The following is a 14,877-nucleotide window of genomic DNA, read 5'->3' on the forward strand; positions in this document are numbered from 1 at the left end:
GATGTTTTTATACATATTAACCTTAATCAAAATATAACGTTGTACTGTGCAACGTATACATCGGTCACCAACCTGTATGCTCATTACGTTTAACAAACTCACAATGCAAAAAAGGACCCGAGCGAGATCGCTCGAGTCCTTGTTATAAGTGTAGTATGGCGGAGAGGGTGGGATTCGAACCCACGTGGAGTTGCCCCCTAACGGTTTTCAAGACCGCCCCTAGTTGTGATAAGCCACCAAGCCTTAGCATGATTGAGTTTATGGCACTTTATTATTGAATCGCTACAGCGGTCTGAGTTAAAAAGCTTCATTGAATATGTGACCGTCAGATAGCTTGATTTTATTGGTTTATATAGTATAAATCAATATCTCCTCGTCTTTTTACGAAATATGCATTATTTTTCAAGTATAGAGACATACTACATACTGATTTCTAAGCATTATCAATGAAACCAATACTTGCACCATCTGTGCCGCTTGAGTTGAAATGTTTAACAACGTATTGCTGAATCATAAGCTCACCTTTTGCATCTGCTGGTAAGTCATTATCTACAATAATAATCTGGTGACTTTTCTGTTTCTTAAGCATACTTTCAGATATCTTGGCTATATGCTTATACAAGTTAATATATTTTGTAGGGTCATCCAAACCTTCTAATGCATCATCTGCGTTACTGACTTCTAAATCATTATCTCGCTTAGTTTTGCCTAAATATTTACCAATAGTATCTATCATTATAAATGATGGATAATTTGTAGCATTGCTTAGACTATGTTGTAGAAGGCTAAAATAATATCCTACAGAAACAAGCGTCCTTAAACCACCAGAAGTTAATTCAGCATAATTACGTTCTCTAACCACTGGCAAAAATGATTTACTGTTTATAGATATACCATGTGGATTTTTTATAGGTATATTTATTAAGAAATCACGTAAGTAATCTGCTAGGTTTGTTAGAACATCGTCAATAGAAGGCGCGGATGCTTTTAGTGCGTCCAACTTCTCTAATAATATAGCAATTTGATTCTGCAATATTTCAGAATTAGATATTAGTTCATTTAACTGCTTTCTCATTTTTATTAGTTGCTCTATTTTATTAATCCGTTCCAAAACCCTAGCTTTCTCAGCTACAAATTCATCCCTTTGAGTAATAAATGGAGCAACAAAATTCTCAGTATTAATATCCAGCATTTCTCTCGCTTTTTCAAGATTCTCTAAAAGGCGTTGTTCCTCGCTTTCAAGGTGAATAATATTGTTTCGCTCTTCTTCAATCAGTGTATCAATTTCTTTCAATCTATTTTTTAGGCTATTAACTTCTGCTTTAACAGTTTCAACTGGATTAGATTCAAAATTTAAAGCTAATTTAGCATATCCAATTCTACTATTACAGACTGGACAATCAACCTCTTCATGCTTATCAGGTAATTTTTTTATTACCGCTAGCGATGAACTTAACTTCTCTATATCTTGCTTGTAGTCCTTTTTTAAGCGGATATGTTGTTCCATTTGCCCTAGCTTAAGTGATTTATTTGTCTTATACTTTGTATTTTCACTTTCTAAATGAACAATGAGTTTTCTTAAATCATCAAAATATGAACTATCGGAACGCATACGCTGAGTAATTGAGGCAAGTTCCATCTCGATTAATTCCAATTCGTCTCTAACCATAGTTAGTTCTTCATTCAGTAAATCAAGTGAATCAATTTGAGTGTCTCTAAAAAAGAGGCTATTACGTCATGTTTTTCTATTAATTTATTTTTCTCCGACGTTTTTTCACTTATTTGCCCTTGTAAGTCAGTAATTTGACTGTCTAATAGATTGTAAATAAATTTGAACACTTCTTTATTCTTAGTGAAAACCACTGGGCTGTTACTGTCGAGTATATTTCGACTGCCGACATCATCTTGGTCAAGGTAACAATACTTAAATATATCTCTGAAACTTAAACGAGTTAAATCTGAATCTGCCTTCGTGGGCGATTGCTTGATTTTTACCAAAGGAATGTTCAATGCATTAAGAAGAAAATCTGAGAAGTATCCCGCTGGCCCCTCTTTCTTATAATTGGGACTGTATAGAGCCGGAAATAAATCGCTAATGTTTTCAATGCCTGTTGAGAACACTTCAATTAAATCCTCTGGTTTAAATATGTCTCTCTTTATAGTGTAAGTCTTGCCGTTTAGTTCTACTTCAAGCAATGCATATCTTCCATGTTTTTCTATTTCCTCATACATATAAATCTTCTTTGCCCCAAGCAAGTAATCAATCAAATTTAATATACTAGATTTACCAGAATCAGAATCACCATAAATAATATTGATACCTAACGAAAAAGTAACTACATAATCTTTTTCATGACCTTTCAAAATTAATTTATTTATAACGAGTTTAGGAGAATCAGTGTATGTATTCATATATCTACACTCCTAGAATAGGATTAATTAATCTTTTTAAATTCGAAGAAGGAATGGATGTAAGTTTGCTTATAACATCGCATAATTCTCTCACTCTATACAAGTAATCTGATTCAACTGCACTAATGAACTCTGTACCTTTTTCTGTAATTACATAAAAAAATTCATTCTTGTCTCTTTCAATCTTCACAAATTGATGAACTAATAATATTTGAAGTAACTCTTTAATAGATGAATAGTCTATTAAACTCTTTTTGTTTATATACTTGGTTCTAACTGAACCCTTTTCATTCTCTTGTAGATGGAAACGAGGTAACTTTGAATCTTTCTCAACTAACTCATGAAGGACAAACGGCTGTGTGACTAAAAATTCGTAAATAGCTATTTTATCCAAATTAAGAATAAGCTTTTTTCTCTTCGTATAAGATAAACGGTCAAGAATCATTACAACGACTGCAACACGTAAGTTCAAATCTCTCTCTGGTATAATAAATGGGAGTTTATTCATCTGCCTTTGCCTCCCTGAAAGCTTTAATATCTTTGATAGAATTGTTTTGCGCCCACCATAAATCTTTGTCAAGGTCATTTGTCAACTGGTGTAACATGCCAGTTTTATGATAAGCGTTAATTAGCGGTAATGTAGTTTTCAAGAACTCTCTGTCTTTCTCAAGGATACTTTGATGAATATTGGTAACAAGCTCATTACTGTCCTTTAAATCTCCGCTAAGCAATTTCCCAAACTCAAGTGAATATAAATATTCAATTTGCGAGTACAATGCACTAAGTTCCTCTAAACCAATTGATTGATGTACTAAAAGTTTCCGCATGTATTCAGCGTTAAAAAATGTAGATTTAGCATTGTATATTAATGTTTTATGTACATCCGCTACCATTAATTTCAAAACAAATAATTCATTATCAAGCTGTCCCTCATCCTTAAAAGGCTTAACTAACATATTTGATTCCTTCTCCGCATTCGAAATAAAATCTAATAATTGTCTTTTTACTGCAACAAATATCAGACTGTCTGTCGAATCTGGTTTCGAAATCGAAAAATGGTCGTCGTTACAGGCAACTTTGTTAGATTCAGTAATTTCATATGCAATTGCACTTTCTTGCTTCACAACTTCATCAAATTGTCCGTAGAAATAAATAGTCTTAGGTAACTCAGACTGACTTTTAATCCATTGTTGATTAATACTATTTAGCGTACTACTTAAGGGCTGCAAATCAATCAGCTGTTTATGCTCTTTAAACAATAATTGACTGAAAGTGGCCCAGTCTACTCCATTATGAGGAACTGCTAATGAAAGAAACATTTTTACTTTACGTGATTCATGTGTATTACTAAGCAAAAATGATTTTGATACAAGCCCTCCCATACTATGTGCAACAATAATAATATTTTGATAGGGGGAGCAGTAAAACTCTACTACAGATTTCAAATGGTCGCCCAATTGAGTTATGCTTATATTCTTAGCAGTAGCGCTCTTACCCTTACTAAACATTCTAAATAATGACTTTGCAGAACTTCTTGCGGCATAAAAGTCGACCAACTCTGAATGATAATTAAAGTACATCAAATCAAAATTTTCTTGTATAACCTTGTCGGCCAACAACATTTCTGGAAACGATGAAGAGTTAGTTTTCCAGGTGTCACTATCTCCAGTAAAACCATGCACAAACACAACCACGTTTTTATTATTATTCTGGTGTACGTATTTAATCGGTAACATAGACCCCTCCGAAGGTAACTGTTGACTGTTGTTAGCTTTATATGAACCAAGCTACCACTAATACATTTATACCATATTATAACACACATAACCTGTCGTAATATTTACAATCTTCAGAAAGAAACATGCCGATTACTACTGATAATATACCTTATCTGAAGTGTGGGAGGGGGATATTCGCCGGAACGGAATCAGAACGAGGAAAATTAGACTACGCAGGGTCACACACAAAAACTCTTCTGGTTTACCAAGCGTACTTTAGTTGGATGAAGTATAAGTCATGATTATGTATCCATCGGTTCCAACGGCAACATTCTGCTAAGCAATATACTGCTAAGCAACATTTTGGTTGGCAATATTTTGACAAGCTCATAACATCCTTCTATCTGAATCTTAGCGCCCGCCACCCATAGGAGTGATTACGTGAGCGCTTAGATTAGACGACGACTTGCATAAGATATATTTTATCCATTGGCAAGCAGAGTATAGTTTTGATATTAATAAGTCATATTGTCCATTCCTCTGCCAATGTAAATGAAATTCTATATATGCCCCATATATATCATTCCAATTCAGGCGGCAAGTACCCTAAACATTCAACTAAGATGGCCGGGTACTTCAATCATATATAGGTTATATCATTATCTCAGCTATATATTCTTTGCTAATGCCTATAATTTGAATCGTCAAGAAGGACATATCGAATAAGATTGACGATTGCTTGCTTCGCCTCGCGGTAAAAAGATTGTTTTGGGTAATAACCAACCTAGCACCTTTGCCTAAAGGTCTTATATCTTCTAAGATAAGAGAGATACTACTTTCGGGAAATCGCTGAAACCCTTATGGCTCTAAGGCTGGGACCACTTTGAATTTCGCAAAAATACCCCTCAATTGTTCAATATCTCTGCAAAAATACCCCTCGGTTGAGATTGTATTTGCCTTTTTAAAATTTTGTATACAGATGAAAATACAGAAACAGAGCCATTAATTGCAGCTCTGTTCCGTCAAAGTAAAGTCTGATTTAACTAGTTCTGGTGCAGTACCTCGATAGAATAATGATGGATTGACTTTGTAAACACTGTTCTTGCCAGCCTTGAATGAGCCAAAAACATGCACCCCAGACAGTTTAATCCTAAGATGTTCCTTGACATTCTTTTCGTCCATACCGGTAATTTCTACTACATCCCTTAGAGATAGTGCCTCTGCACTGGAAAAATCCTTTTCGTAAGGATGTCTTACAAGATGATTACTTTGAAAGTGCATATATGGGAGTATGCGATATAAGAAGCCAATATCAGCGGGCTTTATATCCTTCTGACTGTAAAGTTCCTGCATAGCTTTAATGAAAACCTTGACTAGCTTGTTCTCTTTGCTTGTTCCTCTAAGACAATATACATTACTGATGTAAAGCGCTTCATATTCTTTCTTAAATAAAGAAACTTTTTTACTCTGTATTAAGTCTAGTTCCATAAACTTTCTGAGTATGTTGGAATATGTTCTCTTATCTCTAATCCTTAGTACTTCCGCTAGTTCCTTCTCTGTCATAGGTATTCTTGCACCTAACGACATTTTCAGCATGTTATCATAACCTATATATGATTGGAGCACCAAGAAATAACCCAACTCTTTATTACTCAACCTCTCCGTTGCTAGCAAATCTCTCGCTCCCTCCATATTCACCATTGTAAACGGATTATCTGTCCTATATTTGTATCTTTCAAGCCTTTGTTGATATTCTAATTTTTCCTTATACGCTTCCCGCTGAGCATTGTTGATAATGGTATGTGTGTTCAAATTCACTTTATCAGCTATCATGTATCCAGTATCTACGTCTCTGTAGGTTACCATTTCATTATCAATTGCGTTCATTCTGCTCCCACTTCTGTCTTGACCTTATTTGCTTCAATCCATTTAGCCACTTCATCAAGCTGATACCTGACCATATTGTATGTTAATTTGACTGATGGTAATCCCTCAAGTTTCCATCTGCATAGCGTACGCTTAGAAATGCTGTACTTGTCACACACCACATTTGAATTTACTAAACTTTTCATTTACACTTCTCCTTTAATGAATCTACTAATTAGAGCTTTGATTCAGTCCTAATATGCCTTATTCGGACACATCTATATATTTAAGTGGACCCCTTCAAAAATCCCCATACACTCAAATAAAAATTAAATTCATAATGCATGATGGAGAAGGAAGCGGGAACCAAACATGTAGAATGCTGATACTGCCAAAGTCTCCAAAACAAAAAAAGACGACCTCCGTTTTGGAAAGTCGTCTCCACAATCAAATATTAGATTTTAAGAAGAAGTATAGTTTTCTATTTCTTACTAAAGTTCAAAAAAAACACGGCGGCGGGAAAAATAAATATTAGTTATGCTTTTTCTTCCAATTTTCAACAAACTCAACGAACTCTTCTTTTGTATCCCTTCCTAGTGCGAGCCTATCTAAACCGCGAACTAACTCTATGCCAGCATTGAATGGTCCCTCATATCTGTAAGGCTCTAAAATTATATCTCTGAGCATGATTGTTAGATTGTCTAATATTGTGCGATAACTTTCAGCATACTGAAAGAACTCACCAACCGTCTCCAGTAACCTCAAAGCTTTTTCATCCTCAATAATTTGCTCTAACGGCTTTATTGAACTCATAACTCTCACTCCTAATAATGCTTATATTCGTTGTTCCACCAACTTTACTAATCTTCTCGTCTTCTCTTCTCATTTGAAGACTTCATTTGTTCTTCCGTAAGTCTCTTAATAGGTTTTGGTTTAGGATAATTCCTTAAAATTTTCATTCTTCTATATTCCTCAATTCCAATGACTTTGTTCTCTTGCTTCAAGCCTACACCTCCTCAACATTATTTCTTATACTTTTGCTCAATTAGATATAGTACGGCACCAAACAGCATTCCGATTACAAACCAGTAGGATTTCAAAAATTCTTTAGCTTCCTCTCCAAAATTCAAGTCTTGAATGACAAAAATACTATTTATGAACACAAAAACACCCCCAATCAAACTTATTTGGGGGTAGTTATAAGACAAATATAATTTAAAATTGGTTCCCACAATTACTATACGTCAAAAATGTATACTAATCAAAGCCTATTGTCTATGTGGACCTCATCGCCTCATCAACCATATTCTCTGTACCATTTTAGCCCTCTCTATTCATAAACTTCTCGTATTGCTCACGAACATCAGCAACATCCTGATTAACATAACGGTTGACCATTTCCATTGATGAATGTCCGAGCAATCGTCGTAGTGAAAAGGGGTCTCCTGTTGCCTTTATATAACGAGTAGCAAATGTATGTCGGAACGTGTGAGGGCTTATACGAACCCCCGTAATCTTTGCCTTCTTCCCGATGTAGCTAATACATCTGGTTGCCCAATTCTTATCTAATGGCTGACCATATTCATTTAGAAATAAGTTTGGAGCTTGTCCGTTCATCTCATGCCAACCAAGGTAAATAACCAATAGTTCTTGGGTTCTTATTCCAAAGTAAACTGTCCGCGCTTTTCTAGTTTTAGCTGATTCTGCACGTACGGAAGCAGAGCGATTCTGTAAATCAACTTCTTCTACAAAAATTCTCATGCACTCCCCAATACGTACCCCAGTATCAAGCAGAAAAGACATCAATAATGCATCACGTAGTCCCAAGAAGGTAGTTAACTCACAGCAATTGAAGAGCTTCCTTTCCTGTGCCTTTGAAATTACTTGGAAATCTTCCTCAGGTACCTTCAATAACTCAACATTTTCAAATGGAGTTTCTTTTATGATTCTTTCACTTATAGCCCAATTGAACATTGCCTTAACTGTACGCAATCTAATATTTATTGTTGAGGGCTTCAACTTCTGTACCGTCAACATAGACGAAATCCATACACGGATGACATCACGGTTAGGTACAAAGTTATCAAGACCGCTGTACTCGTCGGCTAAGAAACGCCGAAACCAGTTCATATGCTTTCTGTAGTCTTCTAAGGTGCGTTCTGCCGCCCCTGCCGCTTGTCGTGCGGCGTAGTAACGGTTGAATAGCTTGTCCAGTGTCAACGTCTCAGGGCGAGATTTCTCGGCTTCTTGAAGCGTGGACCGGGGCGTTTCCAAGACCGAAGGGGTAAGGCGGTCTAATAACCGCTGGGGAATGTCTAAATTATTCTTCCTTTGCCCGCGCTTATGCGATGTTTTTCCATTGCTTGAACTCATATTGATTACCTCCCGTTAGACTTGTCACTAACGGTCACGAACACAAAAAAACGCACCAGACCGCTGTTCAACAGTCTAGTGCGTTTCAATCATAATCACCGCAAAACCTTATGCGGTGTGCAATTTAAAAGTTATGGCGGAGAGGGTGGGATTCGAACCCACGTGAGCTTGCACTCTAACGGTTTTCAAGACCGCCCCGTTATGACCGCTTCGGTACCTCTCCAGGGAATTAAGTTTTATAAACTTGCCACGAAAAGTATCATACCACATCTCGACATTATAATGCAACCTTTTTTATATCAAAATTGATAATCCCGTGTCAGACAACTGCCTCGGCTTTACAAAACACTCCAATCCGCCATTCCAAAATGACGGATTGAATTTGTATTCCTCTTGATGAGGATGGTTAACTAACTCTTAAGAACGATGTGCAATCACACTGGCGCCGCCCATATAAGGACGCAATGCTTCAGGAATAACAACCGTACCATCTTCCTGTTGATAGTTCTCCAGGATAGCGGCTACCGTCCGTCCAACGGCCAATCCTGACCCGTTCAATGTGTGCACAAATTCCGGTTTAGCTTTTGGCTCTCTGCGGAAACGGATATTGGCACGACGTGCCTGGAAGTCCTCACAGTTGGAGCAAGAAGAAATCTCACGATAGGTATTACTCTCAGGCAACCATACTTCAATATCATACGTTTTAGCTGAAGTGAAGCCCATATCTGCCGTGCACAATGTCAGAACGCGATACGGTAAGCCCAACAATTGAAGCACACGCTCCGCATTTTGAGTCATTTGCTCCAACTCTTCATACGAAGTCTCTGGAGTAGAGAGCTTGAGCAGCTCTACTTTGTTGAATTGATGCTGACGAATCAAGCCGCGTGTATCCCGTCCAGCCGAACCGGCTTCAGAGCGGAAACAAGAGCTGTATGCCACAAAGTGCTTAGGCAATTGATCTACATTCAGAATCTCTTCGCGATGGTAGTTCGTTACCGGAACTTCAGCAGTAGGGATTAGATAATATTCAGTATCTTTCAACTTAAACAGATCTTCTTCGAACTTAGGCAGTTGACCTGTTCCAAACAAGCTGTCCCGATTCACGATGTATGGAGGCAGAATCTCTTCATATCCATGTTGATCGCTGTGCAGATCCATCATGAAGTTGATCAATGCACGTTCCAGACGCGCACCCAGACCTTTATAAAAGGTAAAACGGGAACCTGTTACTTTGGCAGCCGCTTCAAAATCAAGAATATCGAGATCCTGCGCAATTTCCCAGTGTGCTTTTGGTGCAAAAGTAAATGACTTCGGCTCTTCCCAACGACGAATCTCAACATTGTCGTCTTCAGAAGCTCCAATCGGTACACTTTCGTTAGGAATGTTCGGAATCGCCATTGTGAGATCATTGATCTTCACTTCCAGTTCCCGAACTTCTTCGTCCATGGCTTTGATTCGATCAGAGACTTCGCGCATCTCCACAATCAGATCATCAGCATTCTCACGATTCTTCTTCAGTCTAGCAACTTCCGCAGAGACCGTATTCCGACGGCTCTTCAGTGTTTCACTCTCTTGAAGCAATTCCCGACGCTTGGCATCCATCTCGGTAAATCCAGCGATAAGATCCAGCGATTTGCCACGTTTATTCAATGCTTCTTCTACACGCGCATACTCATTCCGCAATATTTTCACATCAAGCACGATATACCCCTCCTAAATAACCTCACAACGTGAAGCCTTATGTTAAAATCCATTCTCAAAACTCTACTGTATATACCTTACTATATACTTATCGGAACCTGTAACCCAAAAAACAACCTATATCCCCGGTGTTACCCTCCGCTGCGATTCCCGCTATGAAGCAGATACAGGCAACATCAGGCATCCGTTCAGATGCAACTGCCATCCAGCGGCCTTACACGGCTTCTGGGGAAGTGATCCGATGACCGGGAGATCATAGGTTGTACATCATGCATTATTTAGAGTCTACCGTGTGTTTGTAGGATCTGGCCATGTCTACAAAATAAGTATGCAGACGATAGTCATCCGTCAACTCCGGATGGTAGGAGCAAGCCAGCAAATGCCCCTGACGAGCGGTAACAATCTCATCCTTGTATGTGGAGAGAACTTCGACCTGGTCTCCGACACTCTCGATCAAGGGCGCCCGTATAAACACAGCCCTTACCGTTTCCTCAATGCCTTTGACTGGCAAATCCGTCTCAAAACTTTCTCTCTGCCGTCCAAATGCATTTCGGGATACAGTCATATCCATTAGCTCCAAATGAGCTTCCTCTTGCCCTGCAATGTGTTTAGCCATAACGATCAAGCCAGCACAGGTACCAAACACAGGTTTGCCTTCAGCAGCAAACGCGCGAATGGCATCCATAAACCCATACTTGCGCATCAGTTTACCGATCGTTGTGCTTTCCCCGCCAGGAAGGATAAGACCATCCAAGTCCTCCAATTGCTGAACCTGTTTGATAGCCACACCTTCTGCTCCAGCACGTTCAATACTTCGAATATGCTCTGTGACAGCTCCTTGAAGTGCTAAAACGCCGATCTTCATACGCTCATTCCCCTTCTCTTACCAGCCACGATCTTGCATATTGGTAAACGAACATTGTACTTTTGTACTTTATCATACGTGAATTCTAACTTGATATTTTACCGGAAAAATTGTAAATATACAATCCATCCAGTCGGAATAACATGTATTTTGTCAATGATATGATCACATATACATCAAAATCATGATCATACTCTTTTCATGAAGTTTGCTAAGGGTTAAAACAGATTTTTGATCCCGTCAAAGAGATCCACGAAGAAATCCTTCACGGCACGGAAGAACAAACGGAACCATCCGCCTTTTTCCGCCTCTTCCGCAGTGATCAAGTTCACTGTTTTTTCCTGTGGCTCAATTCCATCTGCTTTATACGTGTACGTTACTGTACCAACCTTTGTACCTGCCTTGATTGGTGCTACCAGCTTGTCAGCCTCAGTTACGTTGGCTTTGAACGTCACATCCAGGTTCTGAGTACCTTTAGGAACAACAAAACTTACGGCATTATCTGTTACGACAGGAACAGTTGTTTCTTTACCTTTTTTCAAAGGTACCGCTTCCCAGCCCGTCACTTTGGTCTTGCCTGCGACAGCCTGTTTTACTTCAAAGTTGTTAAATCCAAAGTCCAGTACCTTTTTGGTTTCTCTGAAACGTGCAGATTCCGAATCTGTGCCCATAACAACACTGATGAGACGCATACCGTTACGTTCAGCTGTACCTGTAAAGTTATTACCTGCGTTCGTGGTATGGCCTGTTTTCATTCCGTCCAGACCTTCATAGGCATAGCTTTTGAAATTGGTTATATTTTTATTCGCTTCCAGCATCCAGTTGTAATTGATAATTGGAGCTTTATCATTTGGACGGAACTTATAAGATTGAATGGTTGTAAAATCTTTGTAGTCTGGGTGATCCATGATGATATATCTGCAAAGAATCGCAGCATCCATTGCGGACATCACTGTTTCCTTGTCTTCAGCTGGACGGAAGTCGGCAGGCATATCTGCTCGATCGAGACCGGAAGAGTTGATGAAGAACGTATCCTTCATTCCCATACGCTTCGCTTCATCATTCATCATTTTCACGAAAGCTTCTTCCGAACCGGCAACATGTTCAGCCAAAGCAACCGTAGCATCATTGGCAGAGCCAACAGCCATAGCAATATAGAGATCCTTAACTGTGTGCTGGTCACCTTCCGCGAGGAAAATTCGCGACCCGATACTTTGTGCAGCATTCTTTTTAACAGTTACAATATCGTCCCAACCGAATTTACCTTGTTTGACTTGTTCGGCGACAATGTACTCTGTCATCATTTTGGTCATACTTGCAGGTGGCATCGCTTTATCCGCATCAACATTTAGTAGAATCTGTCCCGTTGAGGCTTCCATAAGCACTGCAGATCTAACTTCAAGCCCAAGTGAGTCTACCCCAGGCACCTGCACGGCTTTCTCCGTCTTCGTTGTTGTTGCCGCAGCAGTCAGAACCTGACCAGAGTTATCCGCAGCAGTCATGACCGGCATTACTGCAGACATACAAAGCATGTTAATTAGCATTACCGAGGCTACGCTCTTTTTGAGCATTTGGCGTTTCTTTTTATTCATGTGTTTGGCTTTCAATTGATGAATACTCCCTTCGATCCAAAGCATTGTGAATTGCTTCAGTGCAGCTTATACTGCGATTTTCTTGTTCCCTAACCTACGTGGTTGATGTATGAGATGTGTACTATATGCGCTGTATCGAACGAGCAATATTATTGCTCCCAAAGTTCGTTATCGATTGTCACTTAGTCCGCATTATCCAAATGCTTATGTAAAAGGACGTCCGCGCTTCTGTTTAACTGGCAGCCTTTTCTGGCACTGCATTTGCTTTTCAAAACCATATTCATAGATTCACGTCAAATAGCCGCCGCAACGCCTTAATCCACCCATGGATCGTCACCGCTTGTTCTATTCTATCACAGGGGTATCTGCAAAAAAAGACAGACCCGGTGAAAATCACCGAGCCTGTCCTGGAAATGATTAACTCTCTTCAGATTACAACGAGTAGTTAGGTGCTTCTTTGGTAATCTGTACATCATGGGGATGACTTTCGCGCAGTCCCGCACCTGTAATTCGGATAAAGCCTGTATCGTTACGAAGTTGCTCCAAGTTACTTGTACCACAGTATCCCATACCCGAACGCAGACCACCAATCAGTTGGTGGATCGTATCAGACAATGGTCCTTTGTAAGCGACACGACCTTCGATTCCTTCCGGAACCAGTTTCTTGTCATCATCTTGGAAGTAACGATCTTTACTACCTTGTTTCATTGCAGCCATTGAACCCATACCGCGGTATACTTTGTAGCTACGTCCTTGGAAGATTTCAGTTTCTCCCGGGCTTTCCGCTGTGCCGGCAAACAAACTTCCCAGCATCACCGCGTGTGCGCCTGCAGCCAGTGCCTTCGTAATTTCACCAGAATATTTAATTCCGCCGTCCGCGATAATCGGAACTCCGTATTCGCGTGCCACCGTTGCACAATCATAGACTGCAGTTACTTGAGGTACACCAATACCAGCGATAACACGTGTTGTACAAATCGAACCTGGACCAATACCCACTTTGACTACCGAAGCCCCTGCTTCGATCAGGTCACGAGTGGCTGCGCCAGTAGCGACGTTACCTGCAACGATGGTCAGGCTAGGGAAACGTTCACGAAGCTGACGTACTGCTTCAATGATATTGATATGGTGCCCGTGAGCCGAGTCTACCGTAATCAGGTCAACACCAGCTTGTACCAAAGCATCTGCACGTTCAAATGTATCTTTGGAAATACCAATCGCTGCACCAACCAACAAACGGCCTTGAGCGTCTTTGGCTGCATGAGGGAATTGAATGGCTTTCTCAATATCTTTAATCGTGATAAGACCTTTCAAAGTGTTTGTCTCATCAACTAATGGAAGTTTCTCAATCTTGTGCTTCTGAAGAATACCTTCAGCTTCTTGCAGTGTAGTACCTACAGGAGCGGTAACCAGATTCTCACGAGTCATGACTTCGCTAATTTTGATGCCGTAATCATGGATAAAACGCAAATCGCGGTTAGTCAAAATACCAACCAGCTTCTGATCTCCTTCAATAATAGGTACACCGGAGATCCGATATTTCGCCATTACTGCTTCCGCATCAGATACCAGATGATCTGCCGTCAGAGAGAACGGGTTTGTAATAACACCACTCTCCGAACGCTTAACACGATCTACTTCTTCTGCCTGTTGTTCAACCGACATATTTTTATGGATAATACCGATACCGCCTTCACGTGCAATGGCAATAGCCAATGTCGCTTCAGTTACCGTATCCATACCCGCACTGATCAAAGGAATGTTTAGTTTTACACTATCGCTCAAACGAATAGATACATCTACTTCTTTAGGCAGTGTCTCGGATTTCCGTGGCACTAGCAATACATCATCAAAGGTGAGGCCTTCCTTACCAAATTTATCTTCCCACACGCAAGTGTTCCTCCTTATGTTTGCTCAGCTTTACGGTCCAAAACCCGAAGATTCCAGGCTGTATTTTACGCCGAAAATACGTTTTCTGAAAAATTTATTATTGCCATCTTAGCAAAGCGATATTTAGACTGTCAAGGAAAAGTACTTGGTTATATCAGGTGTATTGCCTGATGAACACAACTGTTTTTCCAGAGCGGACAAGTCTAGTTATTACGCAAAAAAACGTCAATTCGTATCGAATAACGTTACATGTATACAACCTATTGTGCTGATAAATTACCAAATTCAATCTGTATTTTAATCCCATACTACATAATAAAACTATATAATAAAAACCACCACCGAATAACATCGGCAGTGGTTCTTTGCTTGGCGGCGTCCTACTCTCCCAGGACCCTGCGGTCCAAGTACCATCGGCGCTAGAGGGCTTAACGGTCGTGTTCGGGATGGGTACGTGTGG

Annotated in this window: 14 protein-coding genes, 1 tRNA gene and 1 rRNA gene; all 16 read right to left on the reverse strand. The window is 39.7% G+C overall.

Annotation, left to right across the window (positions count from 1 at the left end; translation table 11 throughout):
- Positions 1 to 433: 433 nt before the first annotated feature.
- The gene (locus BLS69_RS31465) at positions 434 to 1,639 is read right to left on the reverse strand and encodes a hypothetical protein (protein ID WP_143023649.1); all 1,206 of its coding nucleotides are present in this window, start codon (positions 1,637 to 1,639) and stop codon (positions 434 to 436) included.
- A 44-nt stretch (positions 1,640 to 1,683) separates the two neighbouring features.
- Positions 1,684 to 2,412: an AAA family ATPase gene (locus tag BLS69_RS31470; RefSeq protein ID WP_091039233.1), complete on the reverse strand. Its 729-nt coding sequence runs from the start codon at positions 2,410 to 2,412 to the stop codon at positions 1,684 to 1,686.
- A 4-nt stretch (positions 2,413 to 2,416) separates the two neighbouring features.
- Positions 2,417 to 2,920, reverse strand: coding sequence for an ABC-three component system middle component 4 (locus tag BLS69_RS31475; RefSeq protein ID WP_091039236.1), 504 nt, complete (start codon positions 2,918 to 2,920; stop codon positions 2,417 to 2,419).
- The gene (locus tag BLS69_RS31480) at positions 2,913 to 4,148 is read right to left on the reverse strand and encodes an ABC-three component system protein (protein WP_091039238.1); all 1,236 of its coding nucleotides are present in this window, start codon (positions 4,146 to 4,148) and stop codon (positions 2,913 to 2,915) included. The genes BLS69_RS31475 and BLS69_RS31480 overlap by 8 nt, the downstream gene beginning before the upstream one ends.
- 984 nt (positions 4,149 to 5,132) lie before the next feature.
- The gene (locus BLS69_RS31485) at positions 5,133 to 6,017 is read right to left on the reverse strand and encodes a hypothetical protein (protein ID WP_091039240.1); all 885 of its coding nucleotides are present in this window, start codon (positions 6,015 to 6,017) and stop codon (positions 5,133 to 5,135) included.
- Positions 6,014 to 6,202 (reverse strand): helix-turn-helix transcriptional regulator, encoded by a 189-nt coding sequence (locus tag BLS69_RS31490; RefSeq protein ID WP_091039242.1) that lies wholly within the window; start codon positions 6,200 to 6,202, stop codon positions 6,014 to 6,016. Before BLS69_RS31490 ends, BLS69_RS31485 begins: the two co-directional genes overlap by 4 nt.
- Before the next feature lie 325 nt (positions 6,203 to 6,527).
- Positions 6,528 to 6,809 carry a hypothetical protein gene (locus BLS69_RS31495; protein ID WP_091039244.1) on the reverse strand — a complete coding sequence of 94 codons (282 nt, stop codon included), beginning with the start codon at positions 6,807 to 6,809 and terminating at the stop codon, positions 6,528 to 6,530.
- A 47-nt stretch (positions 6,810 to 6,856) separates the two neighbouring features.
- Positions 6,857 to 7,000: a hypothetical protein gene (locus tag BLS69_RS32385; RefSeq protein ID WP_176873195.1), complete on the reverse strand. Its 144-nt coding sequence runs from the start codon at positions 6,998 to 7,000 to the stop codon at positions 6,857 to 6,859.
- An 18-nt stretch (positions 7,001 to 7,018) separates the two neighbouring features.
- Positions 7,019 to 7,159, reverse strand: a complete 141-nt coding sequence (locus BLS69_RS32390; RefSeq protein ID WP_176873198.1) for a hypothetical protein — start codon at positions 7,157 to 7,159, stop codon at positions 7,019 to 7,021.
- Positions 7,160 to 7,316: 157 nt separating this feature from the next.
- A complete protein-coding gene (locus tag BLS69_RS31500) occupies positions 7,317 to 8,369 on the reverse strand; it encodes a tyrosine-type recombinase/integrase (RefSeq protein ID WP_091039246.1) in 1,053 nt (350 codons plus the stop codon).
- Between the two features lie 134 nt (positions 8,370 to 8,503).
- Positions 8,504 to 8,592 (reverse strand) — tRNA-Ser (locus tag BLS69_RS31505).
- Positions 8,593 to 8,786: 194 nt separating this feature from the next.
- Positions 8,787 to 10,070 (reverse strand): serine--tRNA ligase, encoded by a 1,284-nt coding sequence (serS, locus tag BLS69_RS31510; protein WP_091039248.1) that lies wholly within the window; start codon positions 10,068 to 10,070, stop codon positions 8,787 to 8,789.
- Positions 10,071 to 10,344: 274 nt separating this feature from the next.
- Entirely contained in the window at positions 10,345 to 10,935 is a 591-nt protein-coding gene (gene pdxT / locus BLS69_RS31515; RefSeq protein WP_091039250.1) for a pyridoxal 5'-phosphate synthase glutaminase subunit PdxT, read from the reverse strand.
- Positions 10,936 to 11,153: 218 nt separating this feature from the next.
- Complete coding sequence (locus BLS69_RS31520; protein WP_091039256.1) at positions 11,154 to 12,542, reverse strand: D-alanyl-D-alanine carboxypeptidase family protein; 1,389 nt, start codon at positions 12,540 to 12,542, stop codon at positions 11,154 to 11,156.
- A 417-nt stretch (positions 12,543 to 12,959) separates the two neighbouring features.
- Positions 12,960 to 14,417, reverse strand: a complete 1,458-nt coding sequence (gene guaB, locus BLS69_RS31525; RefSeq protein ID WP_062838151.1) for an IMP dehydrogenase — start codon at positions 14,415 to 14,417, stop codon at positions 12,960 to 12,962.
- A gap of 367 nt (positions 14,418 to 14,784) precedes the next feature.
- Positions 14,785 to 14,877, reverse strand: a 5S ribosomal RNA gene (gene rrf, locus BLS69_RS31530); the annotation flags it as partial.

The sequence above is a fragment of the Paenibacillus sp. CF095 genome, from assembly GCF_900101225.1.
Taxonomy (GTDB): Bacteria; Bacillota; Bacilli; order Paenibacillales; family Paenibacillaceae; genus Paenibacillus.

Bases quoted from the DNA above. Each gene is read 5' to 3' on its own strand.
- BLS69_RS31470 (WP_091039233.1), bottom strand. From the start codon at position 2,412: ATGAATACATACACTGATTCTCCTAAACTCGTTATAAATAAATTAATT.
- BLS69_RS31500 (WP_091039246.1), bottom strand. From the start codon at position 8,369: ATGAGTTCAAGCAATGGAAAAACATCGCATAAGCGCGGGCAAAGGAAG.
- BLS69_RS31465 (WP_143023649.1), bottom strand. From the start codon at position 1,639: ATGGAACTTGCCTCAATTACTCAGCGTATGCGTTCCGATAGTTCATAT.
- BLS69_RS31475 (WP_091039236.1), bottom strand. From the start codon at position 2,920: ATGAATAAACTCCCATTTATTATACCAGAGAGAGATTTGAACTTACGT.
- pdxT (WP_091039250.1), bottom strand. From the start codon at position 10,935: ATGAAGATCGGCGTTTTAGCACTTCAAGGAGCTGTCACAGAGCATATT.
- BLS69_RS31495 (WP_091039244.1), bottom strand. From the start codon at position 6,809: ATGAGTTCAATAAAGCCGTTAGAGCAAATTATTGAGGATGAAAAAGCT.
- BLS69_RS31480 (WP_091039238.1), bottom strand. From the start codon at position 4,148: ATGTTACCGATTAAATACGTACACCAGAATAATAATAAAAACGTGGTT.
- BLS69_RS31490 (WP_091039242.1), bottom strand. From the start codon at position 6,202: ATGAAAAGTTTAGTAAATTCAAATGTGGTGTGTGACAAGTACAGCATT.
- BLS69_RS31485 (WP_091039240.1), bottom strand. From the start codon at position 6,017: ATGAACGCAATTGATAATGAAATGGTAACCTACAGAGACGTAGATACT.